Genomic DNA, 19,624 nt, shown 5'->3' on the forward strand with positions numbered 1-19,624 from the left:
GCACTCCCCGTGGTGCGGCGCGCTCCGGGCGCACCCCAAGGGCGGTTCCCTGCCCGGAGGATGCCCGGTACCCGGTTTCCTGCCCGTTTCGGTGCGCTTGCCGACAAGTGTCGATCGGCGGTACAGCATGTGCCTGATTCCATACGCCGGGTGATCAGACCTGTCCGGCCGAGCAGACTAGTCGGACCTGGACGATGCGGCCACCCCGTGCGCAAGGATGGTGGCCATGAACGCCATCATCTCCGCATCCGACCTCGCGAGTGAGCTCGCGGGTCCGCACCCGCCGGTGCTGCTCGACGTCCGCTGGCAGCTCAGTGTGGCCAAGGCGGCCGGCGAGCCGTCCTTCGACGGACGTGCCGCCTACGAGGCCGGGCACCTTCCCGGCGCGGTCTTCGTCGACCTGGACCGTGAACTGGCCTCCGCGCCGGGCGGAAAGGGCCGGCACCCGCTGCCCGACACGGAGGAGTTCGGTGCCGCGATGCGCCGCGCGGGTGTGTCGTCGCGGCGGCCGGTCGTCGTGTACGACGGCGGGCAGGGCTGGGCGGCGGCACGTGCCTGGTGGCTGCTGCGCTGGGCCGGTCACCCGGACGTGCGAGTCCTGGACGGGGGCCTGACGGCGTGGCAGGGGCCGCTGGAGACGGCGGTGTCCGAGCCGGCCGAGGGCGACTTCTCGCCGCAGCCGGGCGCGCTTGCGCTGCTGGATGCCGACGGGGCCGCGGCGTTGGCGCGGTCCGGCGTGCTCTTCGACGCCCGCGCGGGCGAGCGGTACCGGGGAGAGGTGGAGCCGATCGACCCGGTCGGCGGCCACATTCCGGGAGCGGTGTCGGCCCCCACGAACGACAACGCGGGCCCTGACGGCCGGTTCCTGCCCGCGGAGGAGCTCCGGGCGCGCTTCAAGGCGCTCGGAGCGGTCGGCGACAGGCAGGTCGGCGTCTACTGCGGTTCCGGCGTCTCCGCGGCGCACGAGGTGCTGGCGCTGGCCGTGGCCGGGATTCCGGCGGCGCTGTACGTCGGTTCCTGGTCGGAGTGGTCGTCGGACCCGTCCCGCCCGGTCGCCGTGGGACCGGATCCGCAGTAGGCAGCAGGGCGTCGGTCCGTGGGGGCCGTCGGGGCGCGGCTGCGTGGTGACCCGCGTCGGCTGCGGCGCCTGAGGTGCTGCCCGGCCCGGGTCGTGGCACCCGGCCCCATTCCGGTCCGCAGCAGCCGACTGGTGGCCGGTGACAGGAACCGACACGACCGGCTCCGGTGCCGCGGCCGGTGTCCGTCCTGCATCGGTGCCGACCGTATGCGAAGGGCCGCCCCGAAGCCGGTGCGGCCCTTCCTCGTTCTCGTGCGGTGTCGCTATTCCTGCTTCTTCCTGCGTGTCCCGAAGACGATCTCGTCCCAGCTCGGCACCGCGGCTCTGCGGCCGGGGCGGACGCCGTCCGCTTCGGCCTGACGGTCGGTGGCGCCGATGAGGCGGTCGCGGTGGCTGCCCACCGAGCGCGGCATGAGGACGTCCGCATAGGCGGAACCGGCCGAGGCCGCGGGCGCCGGAGGTTCCTCCTCCGCCGCCTCCGTGACGGGCTCCTCAACGGGCTCCGGCGCGCGCTCGGGGACCACCATGTCGCCCCGGAAGCTCGGCACCGCCTCCAGCAGGCTGGTCAGCGAGTCCCGCTCGCCGATGCTCTCCTCGGCCGGCTCCGGTGCCTGGGCCGGCAGGCTCGCCCGCTCCCGGTCCCGGTCGAAGGAACGGTCCCTTGGCAGACGGGCGATGCGCGGCACGAACGGAAAGCTCGGCTCCGGGGCCCCGAGGTCGTCGGACTCGCCGATCAGGGACCGGGCCTCGTCGTCCACGGCCTGCACGAGCCGCCGCGGCGGGTCGTACGTCCAGCTGGCCGAGTGCGGTTCGCCCGCCACCCGGTACACCAGCAGGACCTCCCAGGTGCCCTCGTCGCGGCGCCAGGAGTCCCACTGCACGGTGTCCTTCTCGGCACCGCGCAGCAGCAGCCGTTCCTGGACGGCCTCGCCGAGCAGCGGGCCGGAGTTCTCGCCGGGGCGGCGGACCGGGGTCTTCCGGGCCCGCTCGGCCATGAAGGCGCGTTCGGCCAGGACGGGGCCCTCGAAGCGGCGCACGCGGTCGACGGGGATGCCGGCGAGTTGCGCCACCTCCTCCGCGGTCGCGCCCGCACGTATCCGCGCCTGGATGTCACGGGGGCGGAGATGGCTCTCCACCTCGATCTCGATCTGGCCGAGGCGGGGACGGTCGCCGCGCACGGCGGCGCGGAGCCGTTCGTCGATCGGAAGCGTGTACTCCGTGCTGTCCGCAGCCTTCAGCACCAGCCGTGTGCCGTCATTGGAGACGGCCACGACACGCAGTTCGGGCATGGGGACCTCCCGGGTGGTGCCTGCCGACGTCACGTGCGTCGCTGCTTCCGCTAGTCGAGTGTGGCCTGCCCGGGTGCAGCCTGCCACAACCTTGCCGAGTTGCCCGGCGTGTCGGGCACGGGCCCTGGATCGCCGTTATGGCACGGTTACCTGTCCGCAACGCTAAGTGACCAACTCCGTCACCCTGTGCAACCAGCCCCCTCCCGGCGGTCCAGCAAGGCCCTGGACACCCTGGCGGGAGACCGGACCCAGGGCTCGCAACAGTACTCCATTTGGACCACGTGCGTGGATTGGCGCGCCGCCCAACTTCTGGCAAGGGACGGCGCTTGGCCGCCCCTGACCGGTTTTATCGATCAAGGAGGTGGCCTACTTCACGTATTCGCCAGAAACGGAACTAACGGTTTCGTCCATACGTCCCCTTCTCGTGCAGTCGGTCGATCAAAGTCCGGAAGATACGGCCGTGTACGGGAAAGGCAGGCAAGATCCGGGGATGCGCGAAAGGCCCGACAGTCGAGTCACACCGAACTTCGGGGAGGCCGGGGAGGCCGGGGAGTCCAGGGAGTCCAGGGAGTCCAGGGAGTCCAGGGAGTCCGAGTCCGGGGAGTCCGGTGAGGAGGTGCGGGAGAAGCGGATCGACCTGAGCGTCCCTCAGGTCGCGGGCAGTGCCGTGGCGGCGGTCGTGGCCGCGAAGCTCGCCTCCTACTTCGGTGTCTACGGCACGATCCTCGGGGCGGGCGTCGTCAGCGTCATCGCCACCTGCGGCGGCTCGGTCTTCCAGCACTTCTTCCGGCGCACCGGGGAGCAGATCCGCGAGGCGGCCGTCGTCTCCGGGCCCTGCGAGGCGGCCGCCACCCCCGTGGCCGGCGAACGGACGCCGCCGCCGGGCGAGTTCACCGAGGGCACCGTCTACCGCGCCCGTGTCCGCAGGGGAAAGCGGCCGGTGCTCGCCGGCGCCCTCGCCTTCGGTGTCGCCATGGCCGGAATCACCACCTACGAAGTGGCCTCCGGCAGCAGTTTCAGCGGCGGCGCCGGTACGACGGTCAGTGACGCGGTCACCCGGCACCGCGGGTCGTCCCCCGCGCCCGGCGGCAAGGAGCCCGCCACGTCGACCTCACCCAGCACTCCCGCCGGCACGCCGGGCGGTGGAACGCCGTCGACCGGCGCGGCTTCCGGCGGCGCGGACCGCGGCACGGCCTCCCACCCGGCGCCGACGCCGGACACCACCCCGGCTACGGGAGCCGACGGCCCGGCCGGCAGCGGCAGCGGCACAGGCACAGGCACAGGCACCCCGACCCCGGCGCCGAGCGCCGCCGCTACGACCCCAGCACCCTCCGCAAGTAGTCGTTCTGGAACCGCCGTTCCGGATCAAGGCGGTCCCGCACTGCCGTGAACTCGCCGAAGCGGGGATACACCTTCGCGAGGTACTCCGCGTCCCGGGTGTGCAGCTTGCCCCAGTGCGGCCGACCCTCGTGGGCGGTGAAGATGCGCTCGGCGGCGGTGAAGTACCGCTGGTAGGGGGTGCCCTTGAACATGTGGACCGCGACGTAGGCGCTGTCCCGGCCGGAGGCGGTGGACAGGGTGATGTCGTCGGCGGGCGCGGTGCGCACCTCCACCGGGAAGCTCACTCTGAGGTCCGAGCGGTCGACCATCTCCCGGAGCTCGCGCAGGGTGTCGACCAGCGCCTCGCGAGGGACGGCGTACTCCATCTCCACGAAGCGCACCCGGCGCGGCGAGGTGAAGACCTTGTACGGGACGTCGGTGTACGACCGCGCGGACAGTGCCCGGCTGGAGACCCGGGCGATCCCCGGGATGGCGGCGGGGGCCGCGCGGCCCACCCAGTTGGCCACCTGGAAGACGCCGTTGGAGAGGAACTCGTCGTCGAACCAGCCGGCCAGCCGCCCCACCGGACGCTCCGGACCGGCGCTGCGGTTGTTGCGCTTGGTGTTGGTGTTCCCGGTGTGCGGGAACCAGTAGAACTCGAAGTGCTCGTTCTCGGCCCAGAGCTGGTCGAACTCCGAGAGCACCCGCTCGAAGGGCATCGGCTCCTCGCGGGCCGTCAGCAGGAAGAGCGGCTCCACGGCGAAGGTGATCGCCGTGACGATTCCCAGGGCGCCCAGGCCGATGCGGGCGGCCGCGAAGACGGCGCGCTCCTCATCGGTCCCCTTCTCGGAACAGGTGAGCACCGAGCCGTCAGCGGTGACCAGTTCCAGGGCCCTGATCTGAGCGGCGATCGAGGCCGACTCGCGGCCGGTGCCGTGGGTGCCGGTGCTGGTCGCCCCGGACACGGTCTGCTCCATGATGTCGCCCATGTTGGTGAGCGAGAGCCCCTCGCGCGCGAGGGCCATGTTGAGCCGCTTGAGCGGGGTGCCGGCCTCGACCGTGACGGTCATGTTCTCCCGGTCAATCTTGCGGATGCCGGTCAACAGTTGAGGGCGGATCAAGACCCCGTCGGTGGCCGCGACGGCCGTGAAGGAGTGCCCCGTGCCGACGGCCTTCACCTTCAGATCGTCCTCGGCGGCCTTCCGCACCGCCGCGGCCAGTTCCTCGACCGAGGCGGGGGTGACTTCCCGCGCGGGGCGGGCGACGACGTTGCCGCTCCAGTTACGCCACGTGCCGTTCTTCGCGCTCGCTGTGCTGCTCAACGGAGCCTCCCCGACCCGGAGCCGGCCTGCTGAGCCGGCGGTACCCGAGGAAACCGACCGCCACCGCGACGGCCCCGGACATCGCCGGAACCCCGTACCCGGCCCGTGCGCCGACCGCGTCGATCACCCAGCCCGCCACGGAGGAGCCGAGCGCCACCCCGACCGCGAGCCCGGTGCTCACCCATGTCATGCCCTCGGTCAGATGCGCGCGTGGTACGTGCTCTTCGACGAGGGCCATCGTCGTGATCATCGTAGGAGCGACGGACAGGCCCGCAACGAACAGCGCCACGGCCAGAAACGGCAAGTTTCCGACCAGTTGGAGGGGGATCATACTCACGGCCATCGCACACACACCCACAAGCCAGCGGTGGGCGGGCGCTCCGACCGGGCGCAACACCCCGAACGCCAGTCCGGCCAGGCACGAGCCCGCCGCGTAGAGCGCGAGCACGACACTCGCCGCGCCCTTGTGGCCCCGCTCGTCGGCGAAGGCCACGGTCACCACGTCGACCGCCCCGAAGATCGCTCCGGTCGCCACGAAGGTGGCCACCAGCACCCGCAGAGCGCGCGAGCGCAGTGCCGTACCGCCGTCGTGCCGCTCGCGCGGGTGCGGCGCGGGCTCGGTGGCACGCTGCGCGGTCAGCCAGAAGACGCCGACGGCCAGGAAGCAGGCGGCCAGCAGCGGCCCCGCCTCCGGGAACCAGGCCGTCGACAGGCCGATGGAGACGATCGGCCCGAAGATGAAGCAGACCTCGTCGACCACCGACTCGAACGAGTAGGCGGTGTGCAACTGCGGGGAGCCCCGGTACAGGGCCGCCCAGCGCGCGCGGACCATCGCGCCCACGCTCGGCACCGCCCCGACCCCGGCGGCGCACCCGAACAGCACCCAGTCCGGCCACCGCAGGTGCGCGGCGACCAGCAGGCCCGCCGCCGCGGCCAGCGCGACGAGCGCGGCGGGACGCAGCACCCTGCGCTGTCCGTGCCGATCCACCAGTCGCGAGATCTGCGGCCCGGCCACCGCGGCGGCCAGCGCGATGGTGGCCGACAGGGCTCCCGCCAGTCCATAGCGCCCGGTGAGCTGCGAAATCATCGTGACCACGCCGATGCCCATCATCGACAGCGGCATCCGGCCGAGGAACCCAGCGGCGGCGAAGCCCTTGGAGCCGGGGGCGGCGAACAGGGCGCGGTAGGGGCTGGGCACGGGGCTCTCCGGTGGGTCCGATCACGTCTGCCGGCGGCCGTGGCACGACGCGTCGGCGAGCGGGAACGAAGACGGCTCGTAAGGCGTGAAGATGGCTGATACAGCTTACGGCTGCGGTCGCCCGAATGCACCGCCCATAACGCGCCGACCGGGCTCCCGAACCCGCCGATCCGGCTCGCCCGCCCCGCCGTTTCCCGGCTGTCAGTGCCGGGTGGCAGGATCGAGACATGCCAGACGCGCTCGATTCCACCCCGTACGACGCCCTGCTCCTGCTCTCGTTCGGCGGCCCGGAGGGGCCGGACGACGTGGTCCCGTTCCTGGAGAACGTGACGCGCGGGCGCGGCATCCCGAAGGAACGCCTGAAGGAAGTCGGGCAGCACTACTTCCTCTTCGGCGGGGTCAGCCCCATCAACGGCCAGAACCGTGCCCTGCTGGACGCCCTCCGCAAGGACTTCGCCGACCACGGCCTGGACCTGCCGGTCTACTGGGGCAACCGCAACTGGGCGCCGTACCTCACGGACACCCTGCGCGACATGGTGCGCGACGGCCGCCGCCGCATCCTGGTACTGGCCACCAGCGCCTACGCCTCGTACTCGGGCTGCCGCCAGTACCGCGAAAACCTCGCCGACGCGCTGGCCGCGCTGGAGGCCGAGGGCCTGGACCTGCCTCAGGTCGACAAACTGCGGCACTACTTCAACCACCCCGGCTTCCTGCAACCCATGATCGACGGGGTGATCGAGTCCCTCGCCGAGCTCCCCGAGGAGGTCCGCGACGGCGCCCACCTGGCCTTCACGACCCACTCCATCCCGGTCTCCGCCGCGGACACCTCCGGTCCCGTCGAGCAGCACGGCGACGGCGGGGCCTACGTCCGGCAGCACCTGGACGTGGCGGAGCTGGTCGCCGACGCCGTCCGCGAGCGCACCGGCGTCGACCACCCCTGGCAGCTCGTCTACCAGTCGCGCTCCGGCGCCCCGCACATCCCGTGGCTGGAGCCCGACATCTGCGACCACCTGGAGGAGCGGCACGCGGCGGGCGTCCCGGCCGTCGTCATGGCACCGATCGGCTTCGTCTCCGACCACATGGAGGTCCTCTACGACCTCGACACCGAAGCCGCCGCGAAGGCCGGGGAACTGGGCCTGCCGGTGCGCCGCTCGGCCACCGTCGGCGCCGACCCGCGCTTCGCCGCCGCGATCCGCGAGCTGGTCCTGGAGCGCGCCGCCACCGAGCGCGGCCGGCAGGTCACCCCGTGCGCCCTGGGCGCCCTCGGTGCGAGCCACAACGTCTGCCCCGTGGGCTGCTGCCCCGCCCGTGCCCCCCGCCCCGCCGCCGCGGGCGCCGACAGCCCCTACGCGTGAGGAACCCCGTGACCGACGCCCTGCACACGGACCTGCTCGATCTCGCCCGTGAGGCCGCCCGCCGCGCCGGCGAGCTCCTGCGGGACGGCCGCCCGGCCGACCTGGCGGTGGCCGCCACCAAGTCGAGCCCGATCGACGTCGTCACCGAGATGGACATCGCGGCCGAGAAGCTGATCACCGACCTGATCGCGGACCGGCGCCCCGACGACGGCTTCCTCGGCGAGGAGGGCGCGTCCACGGAGGGCAGCAGCGGCATCCGCTGGATCATCGACCCGCTCGACGGCACGGTGAACTACCTGTACGGGCTGCCCACCTGGGCCGTCTCCATCGCCGCCGAGCAGGACGGCGAGACCGTCGCCGGGGTCGTCGCGGCGCCGATGCGGGGCGAGACGTACCACGCGCTGCGGGGGGCAGGCGCGTGGGCCACGGGGGCCTGGGACGGCGAGCGCAGACTGTCCTGCCGACCCGCGGCGCCCCTGGACCAGGCCCTGGTCTCGACCGGGTTCAACTACGTCGCCGAGGTCCGCACCCACCAGGCCGAGGTCGCCCGCCGGCTGATTCCGCGCCTGCGCGACATCCGGCGCAGCGGCTCGGCCGCCGTCGACCTGTGCGACGTGGCGGCCGGCCGCATCGACGGGTACTACGAGCGGGGTCTGAACGCCTGGGACTTCGCGGCCGGTGACCTGATCGCCCGGGAAGCGGGCGCGCTGACCGGCGGACGCCCCGGACACCGCCCGTCCCGCGAGCTGACGATCGCCGCCTCCCCAGGCGTCTTCGAGCCCCTCCAGCGCCTCCTGGAGGACCTCGGCGCCTGACCGGGTCAGCACAACCGCAGACCGGCCGGGCGCCGCGCCCTGACACGGTCAGGGCCCACCAAGGCCCACCGTGCCGACGCGCCGGCCGTGAGTGAGCCGAAGGGGCGCGCCGGTGTCGAGGGGCCGAACGCGCGGAGGCGCGAAGCGCTGAGCACGATCGGCCCCTCGACACCGGCTGAACGCCCCGCAGGCGAACGAACAAAACAAACGAGCGGGACCTCGGCGCTGGATTCGCCGGGGTCCCGCTCCACCGCGTGCTGATCAGACGCCGGACACGCCGACCTCCACACCGTGTTCGGCGGCGAGGCGGCGCAGGTCGTCGAGTTCGGCCAGCTCCACCTCGACGAGGAAGTCGTCGCCCTCGTCGCGAGCCCGCGTCAGGTCGGACTCGGTCGCCTTTATGCGCTGCAGAAGTCCTGCGGTGAATGCGTCCATGCTGCGCCCCCTCGTCCTGGGTCGTGGGTCGGTGGCACAGGGGTGTGCCGTTCGGAAGGGGCGATCACGTCTCCAGTAGGTGCCCAGCGCTGCCCTGCCGGGCGGCGACGGTGCCGGACACCCACGCCCACTCGGGGAAAGCGGATCGCGGTGTACCACATGGTGGTGCGGCACATGCAGAGAGTGATCGCGGGGTGTAAAGCCGTCCTCCCCCGGCTCCCTCCCGCGGAAACCTCAACCACGCGAGAAAATTCGGCATTCGCGGGCGCTGCACCCGACTCGCACCCCGCCTCCGGCGGCCGCCACCCCGGCTTACAGCCGACTTATGGCCGAAAAGGGCAGGATGGAGGCACACACCCATGAAGAACCCTGCCCGCGCGGGCCCGAGTGGCGCTGCGCGGGCGGACAGAGGAAGGAAAGCGACGTGCGCGTACTCGTCGTCGAGGACGAGCAACTGCTCGCCGATGCGGTGGCCACCGGACTGCGCCGGGAGGCCATGGCCGTCGACGTCGTGTACGACGGTGCGGCCGCCCTGGAGCGCATCGGCGTCAACGACTACGACGTGGTCGTCCTCGACCGCGACCTTCCCCTCGTGCACGGCGACGACGTATGCCGGAAGATCGTCGAGCTCGGCATGCCCACGCGCGTGCTGATGCTCACCGCGTCCGGAGACGTGAGCGACCGTGTCGAAGGTCTGGAGATCGGCGCCGACGACTATCTGCCCAAGCCCTTCGCGTTCAGCGAGCTGACCGCACGCGTGCGTGCTCTCGGGCGCCGTACCAGCGTGCCGCTGCCGCCGGTCCTGGAGCGCGCCGGGATCAAGCTCGACCCCAACCGCCGTGAGGTCTTCCGCGACGGCAAGGAGGTCCAGCTCGCCCCGAAGGAGTTCGCCGTCCTGGAGGTCCTCATGCGCAGCGAGGGCGCCGTCGTCTCGGCCGAGCAGCTGCTGGAGAAGGCCTGGGACGAGAACACCGACCCCTTCACCAACGTCGTGCGCGTCACCGTGATGACCCTGCGCCGCAAACTCGGCGAGCCCCCGGTGATCGTCACCGTGCCCGGCTCCGGCTACCGGATCTGATCCGCCGTGGCCGCGACCCCGGCGCCGCCCCAGGCGCCCCCGAAACCCACCTGGGACCCCCGAAGGCCGGAGCCGCCCTTCCCCTGGCTGCGCCCGACCATCCGGATACGGCTCACGCTGCTGTACGGCGGCATGTTCCTGATCGCCGGCATCCTGCTGCTGTCGATCATCTATCTGCTCGCCGCGAACGCGCTGAACGTGGGCAGTGAGCTGCCGTTCAAGATCCTCTCCGGGCAGCTGACCAGCGACACCTGCAACTTCCCGTCGCAGCCGTCGGTGACCGAGATCAACCACGCGATGAACGAGTGCGTGAACCAGCAGCGCCAGCACGCCCTGGACAACCTGCTCAGCCGCTCGCTGCTGGCTCTGCTCGGTCTGGCGGTCATCGCCTTCGCCTTCGGCTACGCCATGGCCGGGCGCGTGCTGTCCCCGCTCGGCCGGATCACCCGCACCGCCCGCGCGGTGGCCGGCTCGGACCTGTCCCGCCGGATCGAGCTGGACGGCCCGGACGACGAGCTGAAGGAACTGGCGGACACCTTCGACGAGATGCTGGAGCGGCTGCAGCGCGCCTTCACCGCCCAGCAGCGCTTCGTCGGCAACGCCTCCCACGAGTTGCGCACCCCGCTCGCGATCAACCGCACGCTCCTCGAAGTGCACCTGTCCGACCCGAACGCGCCCGTGGAGCTGCAACAGCTCGGCAAGACGCTGCTGGCCACCAACGAGCGCAGCGAGCAGCTCGTCGAGGGTCTGCTGCTGCTCGCCCGCAGCGAGAACCAGATCGTCGAGCGCAAGCCGGTGGACCTGGCCGAGGTCGCCAGCCAGGCGGTCGACCAGGTGCACGGCGAGGCCGAGGCCAAGGGCGTCAAGATCCGCGGCGAGCGCAAGGCCGCGGTCGTCCAGGGCAACGGCGTCCTGCTGGAGCGGATCGCGCTCAACCTCGTACAGAACGCGGTGCGGTACAACGTCACGGAGGACGGATGGGTGGAGGTCACCACGGACGTCCAGCACGGCCAGGCGGTCCTGGTGGTCACCAACACGGGACCGGTCGTACCGGCGTACGAGATCGACAACCTCTTCGAGCCCTTCAGGCGGCTGCGCACCGAGCGCACCGGCAGCGACAAGGGCGTGGGCCTGGGGCTCTCCATCGCCCGCTCGGTGGCGCGGGCGCACGGGGGACACATCGCCGCGCAGCCCCGCGAGGGGGGCGGGCTCGTGATGCGGGTGACCCTCCCCGTCTGAGATCATGACGCCGACACATGAGGTTGTTCGCTTTGCGCGGAATTTTCCGGGGCGCGAGCGGGCTTCCCCGTGTGTGATCGATCACATGGGCGGTTTTCAGGCCATATACTCTCCGTGATCATGTGGGGAGCCGGAAAGCCGGGAAAATCCTGGTTTTCAGGAGTCTTGATCACGGGAAGTACACGGTGAGACCGCTTTGAAGAGCGAGATGCGGACCGTGTACGGTCCCCTTCGCCATCCAAGCCGATCACTCTTGCGGAGTCCGGTTGGGTGTCGATTGAGTAACAGACCTTGATGTGAGGCAAAATCTCCGCCTCGGGTCGGGCACAAGTCCGGCCTCTCACGCGTTACGTGCGCTGGAGACACCACAGACACCCAGAGGGGGAGAGCGACATGGCAACCGATTACGACACTCCACGCAAGACCGACGACGACGTCGACTCGGACAGCCTGGAAGAACTGAAGGCCCGGCGGAACGACAAGTCGACCTCCGCCGTGGACGTCGACGAGTTCGAGGCCGCCGAAGGTCTGGAACTGCCCGGCGCGGACCTCTCCAATGAGGAGCTGGCCGTCCGGGTGCTTCCGAAGCAGCAGGACGAGTTCACGTGCATGAGCTGCTTCCTGGTGCACCACCGCAGCCAGCTGGCCCGGGAGAAGAACGGTCAGCCGATCTGCCGCGACTGCGACTGAGGCCGGGTCGGCCGTGACCGGCTCGACCCCTCCCTGGAAGCGCCGCCTCCCCCACGGGGAAGCGGACTCGGGGCCGTCCGACGGCCCCAACGGCGCGCGTGACGACGAGCGAGGCCCATCCGGTACGACGGGATCGACGGGTGCAGCCTCGCTCGAACGGGTGTCCGGGCGCGGTGACCCCGCCGTATCGGCGGCAAGCCCCGCGCCCGTGGCCCGGCGGCGGGCGGCGGAGATCCGCAGCAGGGCCAGGCAGGCGGCCAGGGCCGGCGCCCGCAAGGGCGGCAGCCGGGCCATGGCCGGACTGACCTATGTCGCCGACCGCATCATCGAGATCGCCCCGCGGATCCCGGTACGGGACCTCGCCACACTGCGCCGGCAGTTCCCGGGCCTCGGCCCCGAGCAGCTCGCCGGCAAGCTGGTGGCGGGCGCGGCGAACGCGACCTCCACGGTCGGAGCGGGGATCGGAGCGGCGGCGATGCTGCCGGTTCCGCCCGCGATGCCGACCGAGCTGGCCACGGAGATCACCGGGGTCGCGGCGATCGAGCTGAAGCTGATCGCCGAGCTCCACGAGGTGTACGGGGTGCGGCCCCCCGGAAATCTGAGGGTCCGCAGTTTCGCGTATCTGTCCTCCTGGTCGGGGGAGCGCGGCATCGACGTGACGAAGCCGTCGACGATCGACGCGGCCCTCGGCGGCCGGATGAAGCGCGAACTGCGCCAGCAGATCATCAAGCGGACGATGCGGAACCTGCCGACTCTGATGCCCTTCATGGTGGGCGCCGCGGTCGGCGCCGTCATGAACCGGCGCGACACGAAGAAGCTCGCGGACCGCATCCGCGCGGACCTGCGCAAGATCCAGGTTCCCTGGGAGGCGCTGCCCGAGCTGCCGCCGCTGGAGACCCCGGAGAAGCCGCTCGCCATGGGGGACATCACCAAGGAACTCGGGCGCTGACCGCTTCCCGCCCGCGCCGGGTCACCCGTACGGGCAGTCCGCGGCGCCCGGTGTCGACGGCGCCTACGCGGCGCCCGGTGCGGCGGCGGCCCGCGCGGCCTTCAGGGCCTGCGCCAGGCCCTCCGGGTCCCGCGTGGACAGGTACAGGTAGGGCGTCGGGTCGTCCGGATCGGTGACCTCCACGCGCAGCGCCCCGGGGATGTAGGCCCGCAGCAGGAGGAAGGCCCGGGTGTCGGCCTTGTAGGTGCGCCAGGCGCGGGCCTCCTCGGCGTCCAGCACCTCCGCCTCGCCGAGCGCCGTCACCGGGATCTTCGCCTCGCCCGCGATCAGGGAGCCGCCCACGACGCGGATGCGGACCGAGCCGTAGGAGCTCGCCACGACCGCCGCGGCCGCGGTGCCGCCGACCAGTCCGCCGAGCATCGGCAGCGTGCCGAAGGGCAGCAGGACCAGGGCGAACGAGACGCCGATCAGAAAGCTGATCAGCCACCAGGAGCGGGGCGCGGTGAGGCGTTCTTCGTACGGCTGGGCGGAGTGCTGCATGAACCAAGCTTGGCACGGTGACCGGAGAGCACCGCAATCAGGTCGCCCCGTGCGTAGCGGCGTCGGGTAGGGCGGTGGTGGGTGACGGGTGGATGGGTGGGGTCGGCGCGTTGCGGCGTCGGGTAGGGCGGTGGTGGGTGACGGGTGGGCGGGTAAGGTCTGCGCATGTGAGTGGTAGTTCCGCAGCTCTTCAGCCCCCGTCCGACGCCGTGAAACCCGTGCGGCATCCCGATGCTCCCGCGCCCGGTGAGCTGCTCGGTGCGCACTACGGCCAGTGTTTCGGGTGCGGCGGAGAGCAGCCGCACGGCCTGCACCTCCAGGCACGGGCCGGCGACGGCGTGCGCATCACGGCCGAGTTCACCGTGCAGCCCGCCCACCAGGGGGCGCCGGGCCTGGCGCACGGCGGGGTGCTCGCCACCGCCCTGGACGAGACGCTGGGCTCGCTGAACTGGCTGCTGCGGACGATCGCCGTGACCGGGCGGCTGGAGACGGACTTCGTGCGGCCGGTGCCCGTCGGCACGACCCTGTATCTGGAGGCCGAGGTCACGGCGGTGGCCGGGCGGAAGATCTACTCGACCGCCACCGGCCGCGTCGGTGGTCCCGACGGGCCCGTCGCCGTCCGGGCCGACGCCCTCTTCGTCGAGGTGAAGGTCGACCATTTCGTGCACCACGGCCGCGAGGAGGAGATCCAGGCCGCCATGAGCGACCCGGACCGGATCCGGCGCGCCCGCGCCTTCGAGGTGAACCCGTGAACCGCGACCCCGTGGACGTGCTGATCCGGCGCGTCGACCCGGACGTACCGCTTCCGACGTACGCGCACCCCGGTGACGCGGGAGCCGATCTGCGGACGACGCGGAGCTGTGAACTGGGCCCCGGAGAGCGGGCGGTCCTGCCCACGGGCGTGTCTGTGGCCCTCCCGGAGGGGTACGCGGCCTTCGTGCACCCACGCTCCGGTCTCGCCGCCCGCTGCGGTGTCGCCCTCGTGAATGCCCCGGGGACGGTTGATGCCGGGTACCGTGGGGAGATCAAGGTGATCGTGGTGAACCTCGACCCGCGCGAGCCCGTGCGGTTCGAGCGCTTCGACCGGATCGCCCAACTGGTCGTCCAGCAGGTCGAGAGGGTCCGCTTCCAGGAGGTGGCGGAGCTTCCCGGCTCGGCGCGCGCCGAGGGGGGCTTCGGGTCCACCGGGGGTCACGCCGCGGTGGACGGGACGAGCGGCACAAACGGTCGGGCCGCCCTGGGCGGCCCGACGGGTGGGAATCGATACGCTTCGGTCGTATCCGACCGGGAAGGACAGTGACGTGTTCGGACGTCGCAAGAAGAAGGGTGCCGCCGAGGACGCGGCCGGCGAGGCCGAGCAGGTCGTCGACAGTGTCGACACCGAGGCGGACGAAGAGGAAGAGGCCGAGCCCGAGCGGGTGAGGCTCGAGCCCGAGCCGCGACCCGACGGGCCCTGGGACAGCAACGAGGTGCGCGACCCCGCCGAGGGCCGCGTGGACCTGGGTGGGCTGTTCGTGCCGGGCGTCGAGGGCATGGAGCTGCGGGTCGAGGTCGCGGGCGACGCGATCGTCGCGGCGACCGTCGTGCTCCGCGACAGCGCCGTACAGCTGCAGGCCTTCGCCGCGCCCAAGCGCGAGGGCATCTGGGGCGAGGTCCGTGAGGAGATCGCGACCGGCATCACCCAGCAGGGCGGCATCGTGGACGAGGTCGAGGGTCCGCTGGGCTGGGAGCTGCGCGCCCAGGTGCCGGTGCAGCTGCCGGACGGCACCGGCGGTTTCCAGGTGGTGCGGTTCGTCGGCGTGGACGGTCCCCGCTGGTTCCTGCGCGGCGTGATCTCGGGCCAGGGCGCGGTGCAGCCGCAGGCGGCCGGCCTGCTGGAGCAGATCTTCCGGGACACCGTCGTGGTCCGCGGCGAGGGCCCGATGGCGCCCCGCGACCCGATCGTCCTGAAGCTGCCCAACGACGCGCAGATGGTCCCCGAGGGCGTCCAGCAGGAGGAGGGGTCCCGCTTCTCCGGCGGCATGGGGCAGTTGCAGCGTGGGCCGGAGATCACCGAGGTCCGCTAGACGGACGTCGCAGGCAGACAGACGCCGAAGGGCCGCATCCGCAGGGGTGCGGCCCTTCGCCGTGTCCAAGTTCCAGCCCATGACCGGCAGTTGAGCCGGTGGCGTTGACCGGTGGCGTCGGCACGTGGCGTTGGCGGGCGGCGTCGACGGGCCGGGTGCCGGGCGGGGATACCGGCGCCCGGTCCCAACCGCCCGGCGCTCCTCATGGCCGACGAGCCGACCGGCCGGCCGGACGCGGAGACCGGCCACGCGGTCATGGAGCTGCTGCGCGCCCGTGCTCCGCAGCGAAAAGATCACCTCGCTGGTCGCCACGCACGACGGCGTCCCTGCTCGACCTGGCCGAGCGGGTCCTGGAGCTGAGCGACGGGGAGATCGTCGAGTACTGACCCGTGCCCGGAGCGTCAGGGTCGCGTCAAAGACATCCGCTGGGCAACCCGCCGTCCCATTTGTCGCCATCGTTGGCCGTAGGGTCGACGCTGCTCGGGCAGCTGTTACGGGAAGACAATGGGGCCATGGCACGCGGCAAGCTTCGGATCTATCTCGGTGCGGCACCGGGCGTCGGCAAGACCTACGCGATGCTGTCGGAGGCGCACCGCCGCATCGAGCGGGGAACCGACTGCGTGGTGGCGTTCGTCGAGCATTACGGGCGGCCGCGCACCGAGGTGATGCTGCACGGGCTGGAGCAGGTGCCGCGCAGGGAGCTTCGGTACCGGGAGGGCGTCTTCACCGAGATGGACGTCGACGCGGTGCTGGCCAGGCGTCCGCGGGTGGCGCTGGTGGACGAGCTGGCGCACACGAACGTACCGGGTTCGCGCAACGCCAAGCGCTGGCAGGACGTGGAGGAGTTGCTGGCGGCCGGGATCGACGTGGTCTCGACGGTGAACATCCAGCACCTGGAGTCCCTCGGTGACGTGGTGGAGTCGATCACGGGCGTGCGGCAGCGGGAGACCGTGCCGGACGAGGTGGTGCGGCGGGCGGACCAGATCGAACTGGTGGACATGTCGCCGGAGGCGCTGCGGCGGCGTATGGCGCACGGCAACATCTACCAGCCGGACAAGGTGGACGCGGCGCTGTCGAACTACTTCCGGCCGGGGAATCTGACGGCGTTGCGCGAGCTGGCGCTGTTGTGGGTGGCCGACCGGGTCGACGAGTACCTGAACGAGTACCGCAGTGAGCATCAGGTCTCGCGGATCTGGGGTTCGCGGGAGCGGATCGTGGTGGGTCTGACCGGTGGCCCGGAGGGGCGGACGCTGATCCGGCGTGCCGCCCGGCTGGCGGAGAAGGGCGCCGGGGGCGAGGTGCTCGCGGTGTACATCTCGCGCAGTGACGGGCTGACGTCGGCCTCGCCGAAGGAGCTGGCCGTGCAGCGCACACTGGTGGAGGATCTGGGCGGCACCTTCCACCATGTGGTCGGGGACGACATCCCGGCCGCGCTGCTGGACTTCGCGCGCGGCGTGAACGCCACCCAGATCATCCTCGGCTCGTCCCGCCGCAAGGCCTGGCAGTACGTCTTCGGGCCCGGCGTCGGTGCGACGGTGGCCCGCGAGTCCGGCCCCGACCTCGACGTGCACATCGTCACCCACGAGGAGGTCGCCAAGGGCCGTGGGCTGCCGGTGGCCCGGGGCGCGCGGCTCGGCCGCGCCCGGATCATCGCCGGCTGGATGGTCGGTGTCGTGGGGCCGGTGGTGCTCGCGGTGGTGCTGAACGCCGTGCACCTCGGCCTCGCCAACGACATGCTGCTGTTCCTGACGCTGACGGTGGCCGCCGCGCTGCTCGGCGGACTCCTCCCGGCGCTCGCCTCGGCGGCCGTCGGATCGTTCCTGCTGAACTACTACTACACGCCGCCGCTGCACCGCCTCACCATCGCCGACCCCAAGAACATCGTCGCCATCGTGATCTTCGTCGGGGTGGCCGTGTCCGTGGCCTCGGTGGTGGACCTGGCGGCCCGCCGCACCCATCAGGCCGCCCGGCTGCGTGCCGAGGCCGAGATACTGTCCTTCCTCGCCGGCAGCGTCCTGCGCGGCGAGACCAGCCTGGAGGAGCTCCTGGAACGGGTCCGCGAGACCTTCGGCATGGAGTCGGTGGCGCTGCTGGAGCGGCGCAGCGACGTGGACCCGTGGACCTGCGCCGGGCGCGTGGGCACCGGACCGCCACCGGAGCGGCCCGAGGACGCGGACGTGGACATGCCCGTCGGTGATCACATGGCGCTGGCCCTGACCGGGCGGGTGCTGCCCGCCTCGGACCGCCGGGTGCTCGCCGCCTTCGCCGCGCAGGCCGCCGTCGTCCTGGACCGCCGGCGCCTCCAGGAGGAGGCCGACCGGGCCCGGAGCCTCGCCGAGGGCAACCGCATCCGCACCGCGCTGCTCGCCGCCGTCAGCCACGACCTGCGGACCCCGCTCGCCGGGATCAAGGCGGCCGTCTCCTCGCTGCGCTCCGAGGACGTCGAATGGTCCGAGGAGGACCGGGCCGAGCTGCTCGAGGGCATCGAGGAGGGCGCCGACCGCCTCGACCACCTGGTGGGCAACCTCCTGGACATGTCCCGCCTGCAGACCGGCACCGTGACCCCGCTGATCCGCGAGATCGACCTCGACGAGGTGGTCCCGATGGCGCTGGGCGGCGTGCCCGAGGACAGCGTGGTCCTGGACATCCGCGAGACCCTGCCGATGGTCGCCGTGGACCCCGGACTGCTGGAGCGGTCGGTGGCCAACCTGGTGGAGAACGCCGTGAAGTACAGTCCGCCCGGCACGCCGGTCCTGGTGTCCGCCAGCGCCATCGCCGACCGGGTCGAGGTCCGCGTGGTCGACCGGGGACCGGGCGTCCCCGACACGGCCAAGGACCGCATCTTCGAGCCCTTCCAGCGCTACGGCGACTCCCCGCGCGGAGCGGGTGTCGGCCTCGGCCTCGCGGTGGCCCGCGGCTTCGCCGAGGCCATGGGCGGCACGCTCAATGCCGAGGACACGCCCGGTGGTGGCCTCACGATGGTCCTCACCCTGCGGGGCGTGGAGAGCCTCCACGCCCCCGCACGACTCGCCGAAGCAGAAAGGCAAACCACATGACCCGGGTGCTGGTGGTCGACGACGAGCCGCAGATCGTGCGCGCCCTCGTGATCAACCTCAAGGCACGCAAGTACGAGGTGGACGCCGCCCCCGACGGCAAGACCGCGCTCGACCTCGCCGCCTCCCGCCACCCCGACGTGGTCGTCCTCGACCTGGGCCTGCCCGACATGGACGGCGTCGAGGTGATCAGGGGCCTGCGCGGCTGGACCCGCGTGCCGATCCTCGTGCTGTCCGCCCGGCACTCCTCCGACGAGAAGGTCGAGGTGCTGGACGCGGGCGCCGACGACTACGTCACCAAGCCCTTCGGCATGGACGAACTGCTCGCCCGCCTGCGCGCGGCCGTCCGCCGGGCCGAGCCCGTCGGGGCGGGCGAGGACGACGACGTGCTGGTGGAGACCGACGGGTTCACCGTCGACCTGGCCGCCAAGAAGGTCAACCGCGGGGGCAAGGACGTACGGCTGACCCCGACCGAATGGCACCTGCTGGAGGTGCTGGTGCGCAACACCGGTCGCCTGGTCAGCCAGAAGCAGCTGCTGCAGGAGGTGTGGGGACCGTCGTACGGGACCGAGACGAACTACCTGCGCGTGTACATGGCCCAACTGCGCCGCAAGCTGGAGACCGACCCGTCGCACCCCGAGCACTTCATCACGGAGCCGGGGATGGGCTACCGGTTCGAGAAGTGAGGCCGCGAGAGAAATGAGGCCGCGAGCGCGTGGCGGGACCGGCGGGCGGGGGGCGGCTGGGCGGCGGGCCCGCGGGTACGTCGCCGTCGGTGCCCCCGGTACGCTTCAGATATGAGTCATGTTCCTCGTTCCGAAAAGCCGGTGGGCCGGTTCCGGCGCATGCTCGACCGGCTCTCCTCCTCACAGGAGGACCTGGAGTCCGAGGAACTGCGGGAGGACGCAGAGACGGCGGGCTGTACGCGGATCGGTGACTGCCACGACCGCCAGGTCGTCACGGTTACTGGTACCTTGCGCACGGTTACCCTGCGTCCGCGCGCCGGAGTCCCGGCCCTGGAGGCCGAGCTCTTCGACGGCTCCGCCGCTCTGGATGTGGTGTGGCTCGGCAGGCGCTCCATCGTCGGGATCGAACCGGGGCGCAGGCTGATCGCATCGGGCCGGATCTCGATGAGCCGGGGCCGCCGGGTGCTGTTCAACCCCAAGTACGAACTGCGACCCCTCGGACGGGAGTAGC

Annotated in this window: 19 protein-coding genes and 1 pseudogene; 15 read left to right on the forward strand and 5 right to left on the reverse strand. The window is 71.8% G+C overall.

Going from position 1 to position 19,624, the window contains the following annotated elements; all coding sequences use genetic code 11:
* Window positions 1-226 precede the first annotated feature (226 nt).
* Window positions 227-1,078, forward strand: a complete 852-nt coding sequence (locus AB0A61_RS23210; protein WP_361295243.1) for a sulfurtransferase — start codon at window positions 227-229, stop codon at window positions 1,076-1,078.
* Between the two features lie 263 nt (window positions 1,079-1,341).
* Here AB0A61_RS23210 and sepH read toward each other — a convergent pair whose 3' ends face one another.
* The gene (gene sepH / locus AB0A61_RS23215) at window positions 1,342-2,367 is read right to left on the reverse strand and encodes a septation protein SepH (RefSeq protein ID WP_361295246.1); all 1,026 of its coding nucleotides are present in this window, start codon (window positions 2,365-2,367) and stop codon (window positions 1,342-1,344) included.
* 490 nt (window positions 2,368-2,857) lie between these two features.
* Here sepH and AB0A61_RS23220 point away from each other — a divergent pair, with 490 nt between their 5' ends.
* Window positions 2,858-3,757, forward strand: a complete 900-nt coding sequence (locus tag AB0A61_RS23220; protein WP_361295248.1) for a hypothetical protein — start codon at window positions 2,858-2,860, stop codon at window positions 3,755-3,757.
* Here the strand turns inward: AB0A61_RS23220 and AB0A61_RS23225 are convergent.
* Window positions 3,681-5,009, reverse strand: a complete 1,329-nt coding sequence (locus AB0A61_RS23225; protein WP_361295251.1) for a D-arabinono-1,4-lactone oxidase — start codon at window positions 5,007-5,009, stop codon at window positions 3,681-3,683. The two genes, AB0A61_RS23220 and AB0A61_RS23225, sit on opposite strands and share 77 nt — an antisense overlap.
* Window positions 4,969-6,207 (reverse strand): MFS transporter, encoded by a 1,239-nt coding sequence (locus AB0A61_RS23230; protein ID WP_361295254.1) that lies wholly within the window; start codon window positions 6,205-6,207, stop codon window positions 4,969-4,971. Before AB0A61_RS23230 ends, AB0A61_RS23225 begins: the two co-directional genes overlap by 41 nt.
* Window positions 6,208-6,434: 227 nt before the next feature.
* On the opposite strand from AB0A61_RS23230, the gene AB0A61_RS23235 reads away from it, so the two are divergent.
* The gene (locus AB0A61_RS23235) at window positions 6,435-7,562 is read left to right on the forward strand and encodes a ferrochelatase (RefSeq protein ID WP_361295257.1); all 1,128 of its coding nucleotides are present in this window, start codon (window positions 6,435-6,437) and stop codon (window positions 7,560-7,562) included.
* A gap of 8 nt (window positions 7,563-7,570) precedes the next feature.
* The gene (locus AB0A61_RS23240; RefSeq protein WP_361295260.1) at window positions 7,571-8,377 is read left to right on the forward strand and encodes an inositol monophosphatase family protein; all 807 of its coding nucleotides are present in this window, start codon (window positions 7,571-7,573) and stop codon (window positions 8,375-8,377) included.
* A 261-nt stretch (window positions 8,378-8,638) separates the two neighbouring features.
* Here the strand turns inward: AB0A61_RS23240 and AB0A61_RS23245 are convergent, their stop codons facing one another.
* Window positions 8,639-8,812, reverse strand: coding sequence for a hypothetical protein (locus AB0A61_RS23245; RefSeq protein ID WP_019981855.1), 174 nt, complete (start codon window positions 8,810-8,812; stop codon window positions 8,639-8,641).
* A gap of 424 nt (window positions 8,813-9,236) precedes the next feature.
* Between AB0A61_RS23245 and AB0A61_RS23250 the strand changes: the two genes are divergently transcribed.
* The 4 genes from AB0A61_RS23250 (at window position 9,237) to AB0A61_RS23265 (ending at window position 12,768) form a co-directional block, all read left to right on the forward strand.
* Window positions 9,237-9,890 (forward strand): response regulator transcription factor, encoded by a 654-nt coding sequence (locus AB0A61_RS23250; RefSeq protein WP_007385219.1) that lies wholly within the window; start codon window positions 9,237-9,239, stop codon window positions 9,888-9,890.
* Between the two features lie 6 nt (window positions 9,891-9,896).
* Window positions 9,897-11,129, forward strand: a complete 1,233-nt coding sequence (locus AB0A61_RS23255) for a HAMP domain-containing sensor histidine kinase (protein ID WP_361295264.1) — start codon at window positions 9,897-9,899, stop codon at window positions 11,127-11,129.
* Window positions 11,130-11,522: 393 nt separating this feature from the next.
* Entirely contained in the window at window positions 11,523-11,819 is a 297-nt protein-coding gene (locus AB0A61_RS23260) for a DUF4193 domain-containing protein (protein WP_005481602.1), read from the forward strand.
* A 13-nt stretch (window positions 11,820-11,832) separates the two neighbouring features.
* Complete coding sequence (locus tag AB0A61_RS23265; protein WP_361295267.1) at window positions 11,833-12,768, forward strand: hypothetical protein; 936 nt, start codon at window positions 11,833-11,835, stop codon at window positions 12,766-12,768.
* Window positions 12,769-12,831: 63 nt separating this feature from the next.
* Here the strand turns inward: AB0A61_RS23265 and AB0A61_RS23270 are convergent, their stop codons facing one another.
* Window positions 12,832-13,308 (reverse strand): DUF3093 domain-containing protein, encoded by a 477-nt coding sequence (locus AB0A61_RS23270; protein WP_361295270.1) that lies wholly within the window; start codon window positions 13,306-13,308, stop codon window positions 12,832-12,834.
* 167 nt (window positions 13,309-13,475) lie between these two features.
* On the opposite strand from AB0A61_RS23270, the gene AB0A61_RS23275 reads away from it, so the two are divergent.
* The 7 genes and pseudogenes from AB0A61_RS23275 (at window position 13,476) to AB0A61_RS23305 (ending at window position 19,623) form a co-directional block, all read left to right on the forward strand.
* Window positions 13,476-14,060, forward strand: coding sequence for a PaaI family thioesterase (locus AB0A61_RS23275; protein WP_361295273.1), 585 nt, complete (start codon window positions 13,476-13,478; stop codon window positions 14,058-14,060).
* Window positions 14,057-14,608 carry a dUTP diphosphatase gene (gene dut, locus AB0A61_RS23280; RefSeq protein WP_361295276.1) on the forward strand — a complete coding sequence of 184 codons (552 nt, stop codon included), beginning with the start codon at window positions 14,057-14,059 and terminating at the stop codon, window positions 14,606-14,608. The genes AB0A61_RS23275 and dut overlap by 4 nt, the downstream gene beginning before the upstream one ends.
* Window position 14,609: 1 nt before the next feature.
* Complete coding sequence (locus tag AB0A61_RS23285; protein ID WP_361295279.1) at window positions 14,610-15,374, forward strand: DUF3710 domain-containing protein; 765 nt, start codon at window positions 14,610-14,612, stop codon at window positions 15,372-15,374.
* 192 nt (window positions 15,375-15,566) lie between these two features.
* Window positions 15,567-15,760: pseudogene (locus AB0A61_RS23290) on the forward strand (ABC transporter ATP-binding protein); the annotation flags it as partial.
* 126 nt (window positions 15,761-15,886) lie between these two features.
* Entirely contained in the window at window positions 15,887-18,430 is a 2,544-nt protein-coding gene (locus AB0A61_RS23295; protein ID WP_361295282.1) for an ATP-binding protein, read from the forward strand.
* Window positions 18,427-19,113: a response regulator gene (locus tag AB0A61_RS23300; protein WP_361295285.1), complete on the forward strand. Its 687-nt coding sequence runs from the start codon at window positions 18,427-18,429 to the stop codon at window positions 19,111-19,113. Before AB0A61_RS23295 ends, AB0A61_RS23300 begins: the two co-directional genes overlap by 4 nt.
* 111 nt (window positions 19,114-19,224) lie before the next feature.
* Entirely contained in the window at window positions 19,225-19,623 is a 399-nt protein-coding gene (locus AB0A61_RS23305) for an OB-fold nucleic acid binding domain-containing protein (protein WP_361295288.1), read from the forward strand.
* The last annotated feature ends 1 nt before the right edge of the window (window position 19,624 follow it).

The sequence above is a fragment of the Streptomyces sp. NPDC046197 genome, from assembly GCF_040646295.1.
GTDB lineage: Bacteria > Actinomycetota > Actinomycetes > Streptomycetales > Streptomycetaceae > Streptomyces.

What these genes read in the sequence shown, in the direction of transcription:
- AB0A61_RS23210 (WP_361295243.1), top strand. Translation starts at nt 227, where the DNA reads ATGAACGCCATCATCTCCGCATCCGACCTCGCGAGTGAGCTCGCGGGT.
- sepH (WP_361295246.1), bottom strand. Translation starts at nt 2,367, where the DNA reads ATGCCCGAACTGCGTGTCGTGGCCGTCTCCAATGACGGCACACGGCTG.
- AB0A61_RS23220 (WP_361295248.1), top strand. Translation starts at nt 2,858, where the DNA reads ATGCGCGAAAGGCCCGACAGTCGAGTCACACCGAACTTCGGGGAGGCC.
- AB0A61_RS23235 (WP_361295257.1), top strand. Translation starts at nt 6,435, where the DNA reads ATGCCAGACGCGCTCGATTCCACCCCGTACGACGCCCTGCTCCTGCTC.
- AB0A61_RS23245 (WP_019981855.1), bottom strand. Translation starts at nt 8,812, where the DNA reads ATGGACGCATTCACCGCAGGACTTCTGCAGCGCATAAAGGCGACCGAG.
- AB0A61_RS23260 (WP_005481602.1), top strand. Translation starts at nt 11,523, where the DNA reads ATGGCAACCGATTACGACACTCCACGCAAGACCGACGACGACGTCGAC.
- AB0A61_RS23270 (WP_361295270.1), bottom strand. Translation starts at nt 13,308, where the DNA reads ATGCAGCACTCCGCCCAGCCGTACGAAGAACGCCTCACCGCGCCCCGC.
- AB0A61_RS23295 (WP_361295282.1), top strand. Translation starts at nt 15,887, where the DNA reads ATGGCACGCGGCAAGCTTCGGATCTATCTCGGTGCGGCACCGGGCGTC.
- AB0A61_RS23300 (WP_361295285.1), top strand. Translation starts at nt 18,427, where the DNA reads ATGACCCGGGTGCTGGTGGTCGACGACGAGCCGCAGATCGTGCGCGCC.
- AB0A61_RS23305 (WP_361295288.1), top strand. Translation starts at nt 19,225, where the DNA reads ATGAGTCATGTTCCTCGTTCCGAAAAGCCGGTGGGCCGGTTCCGGCGC.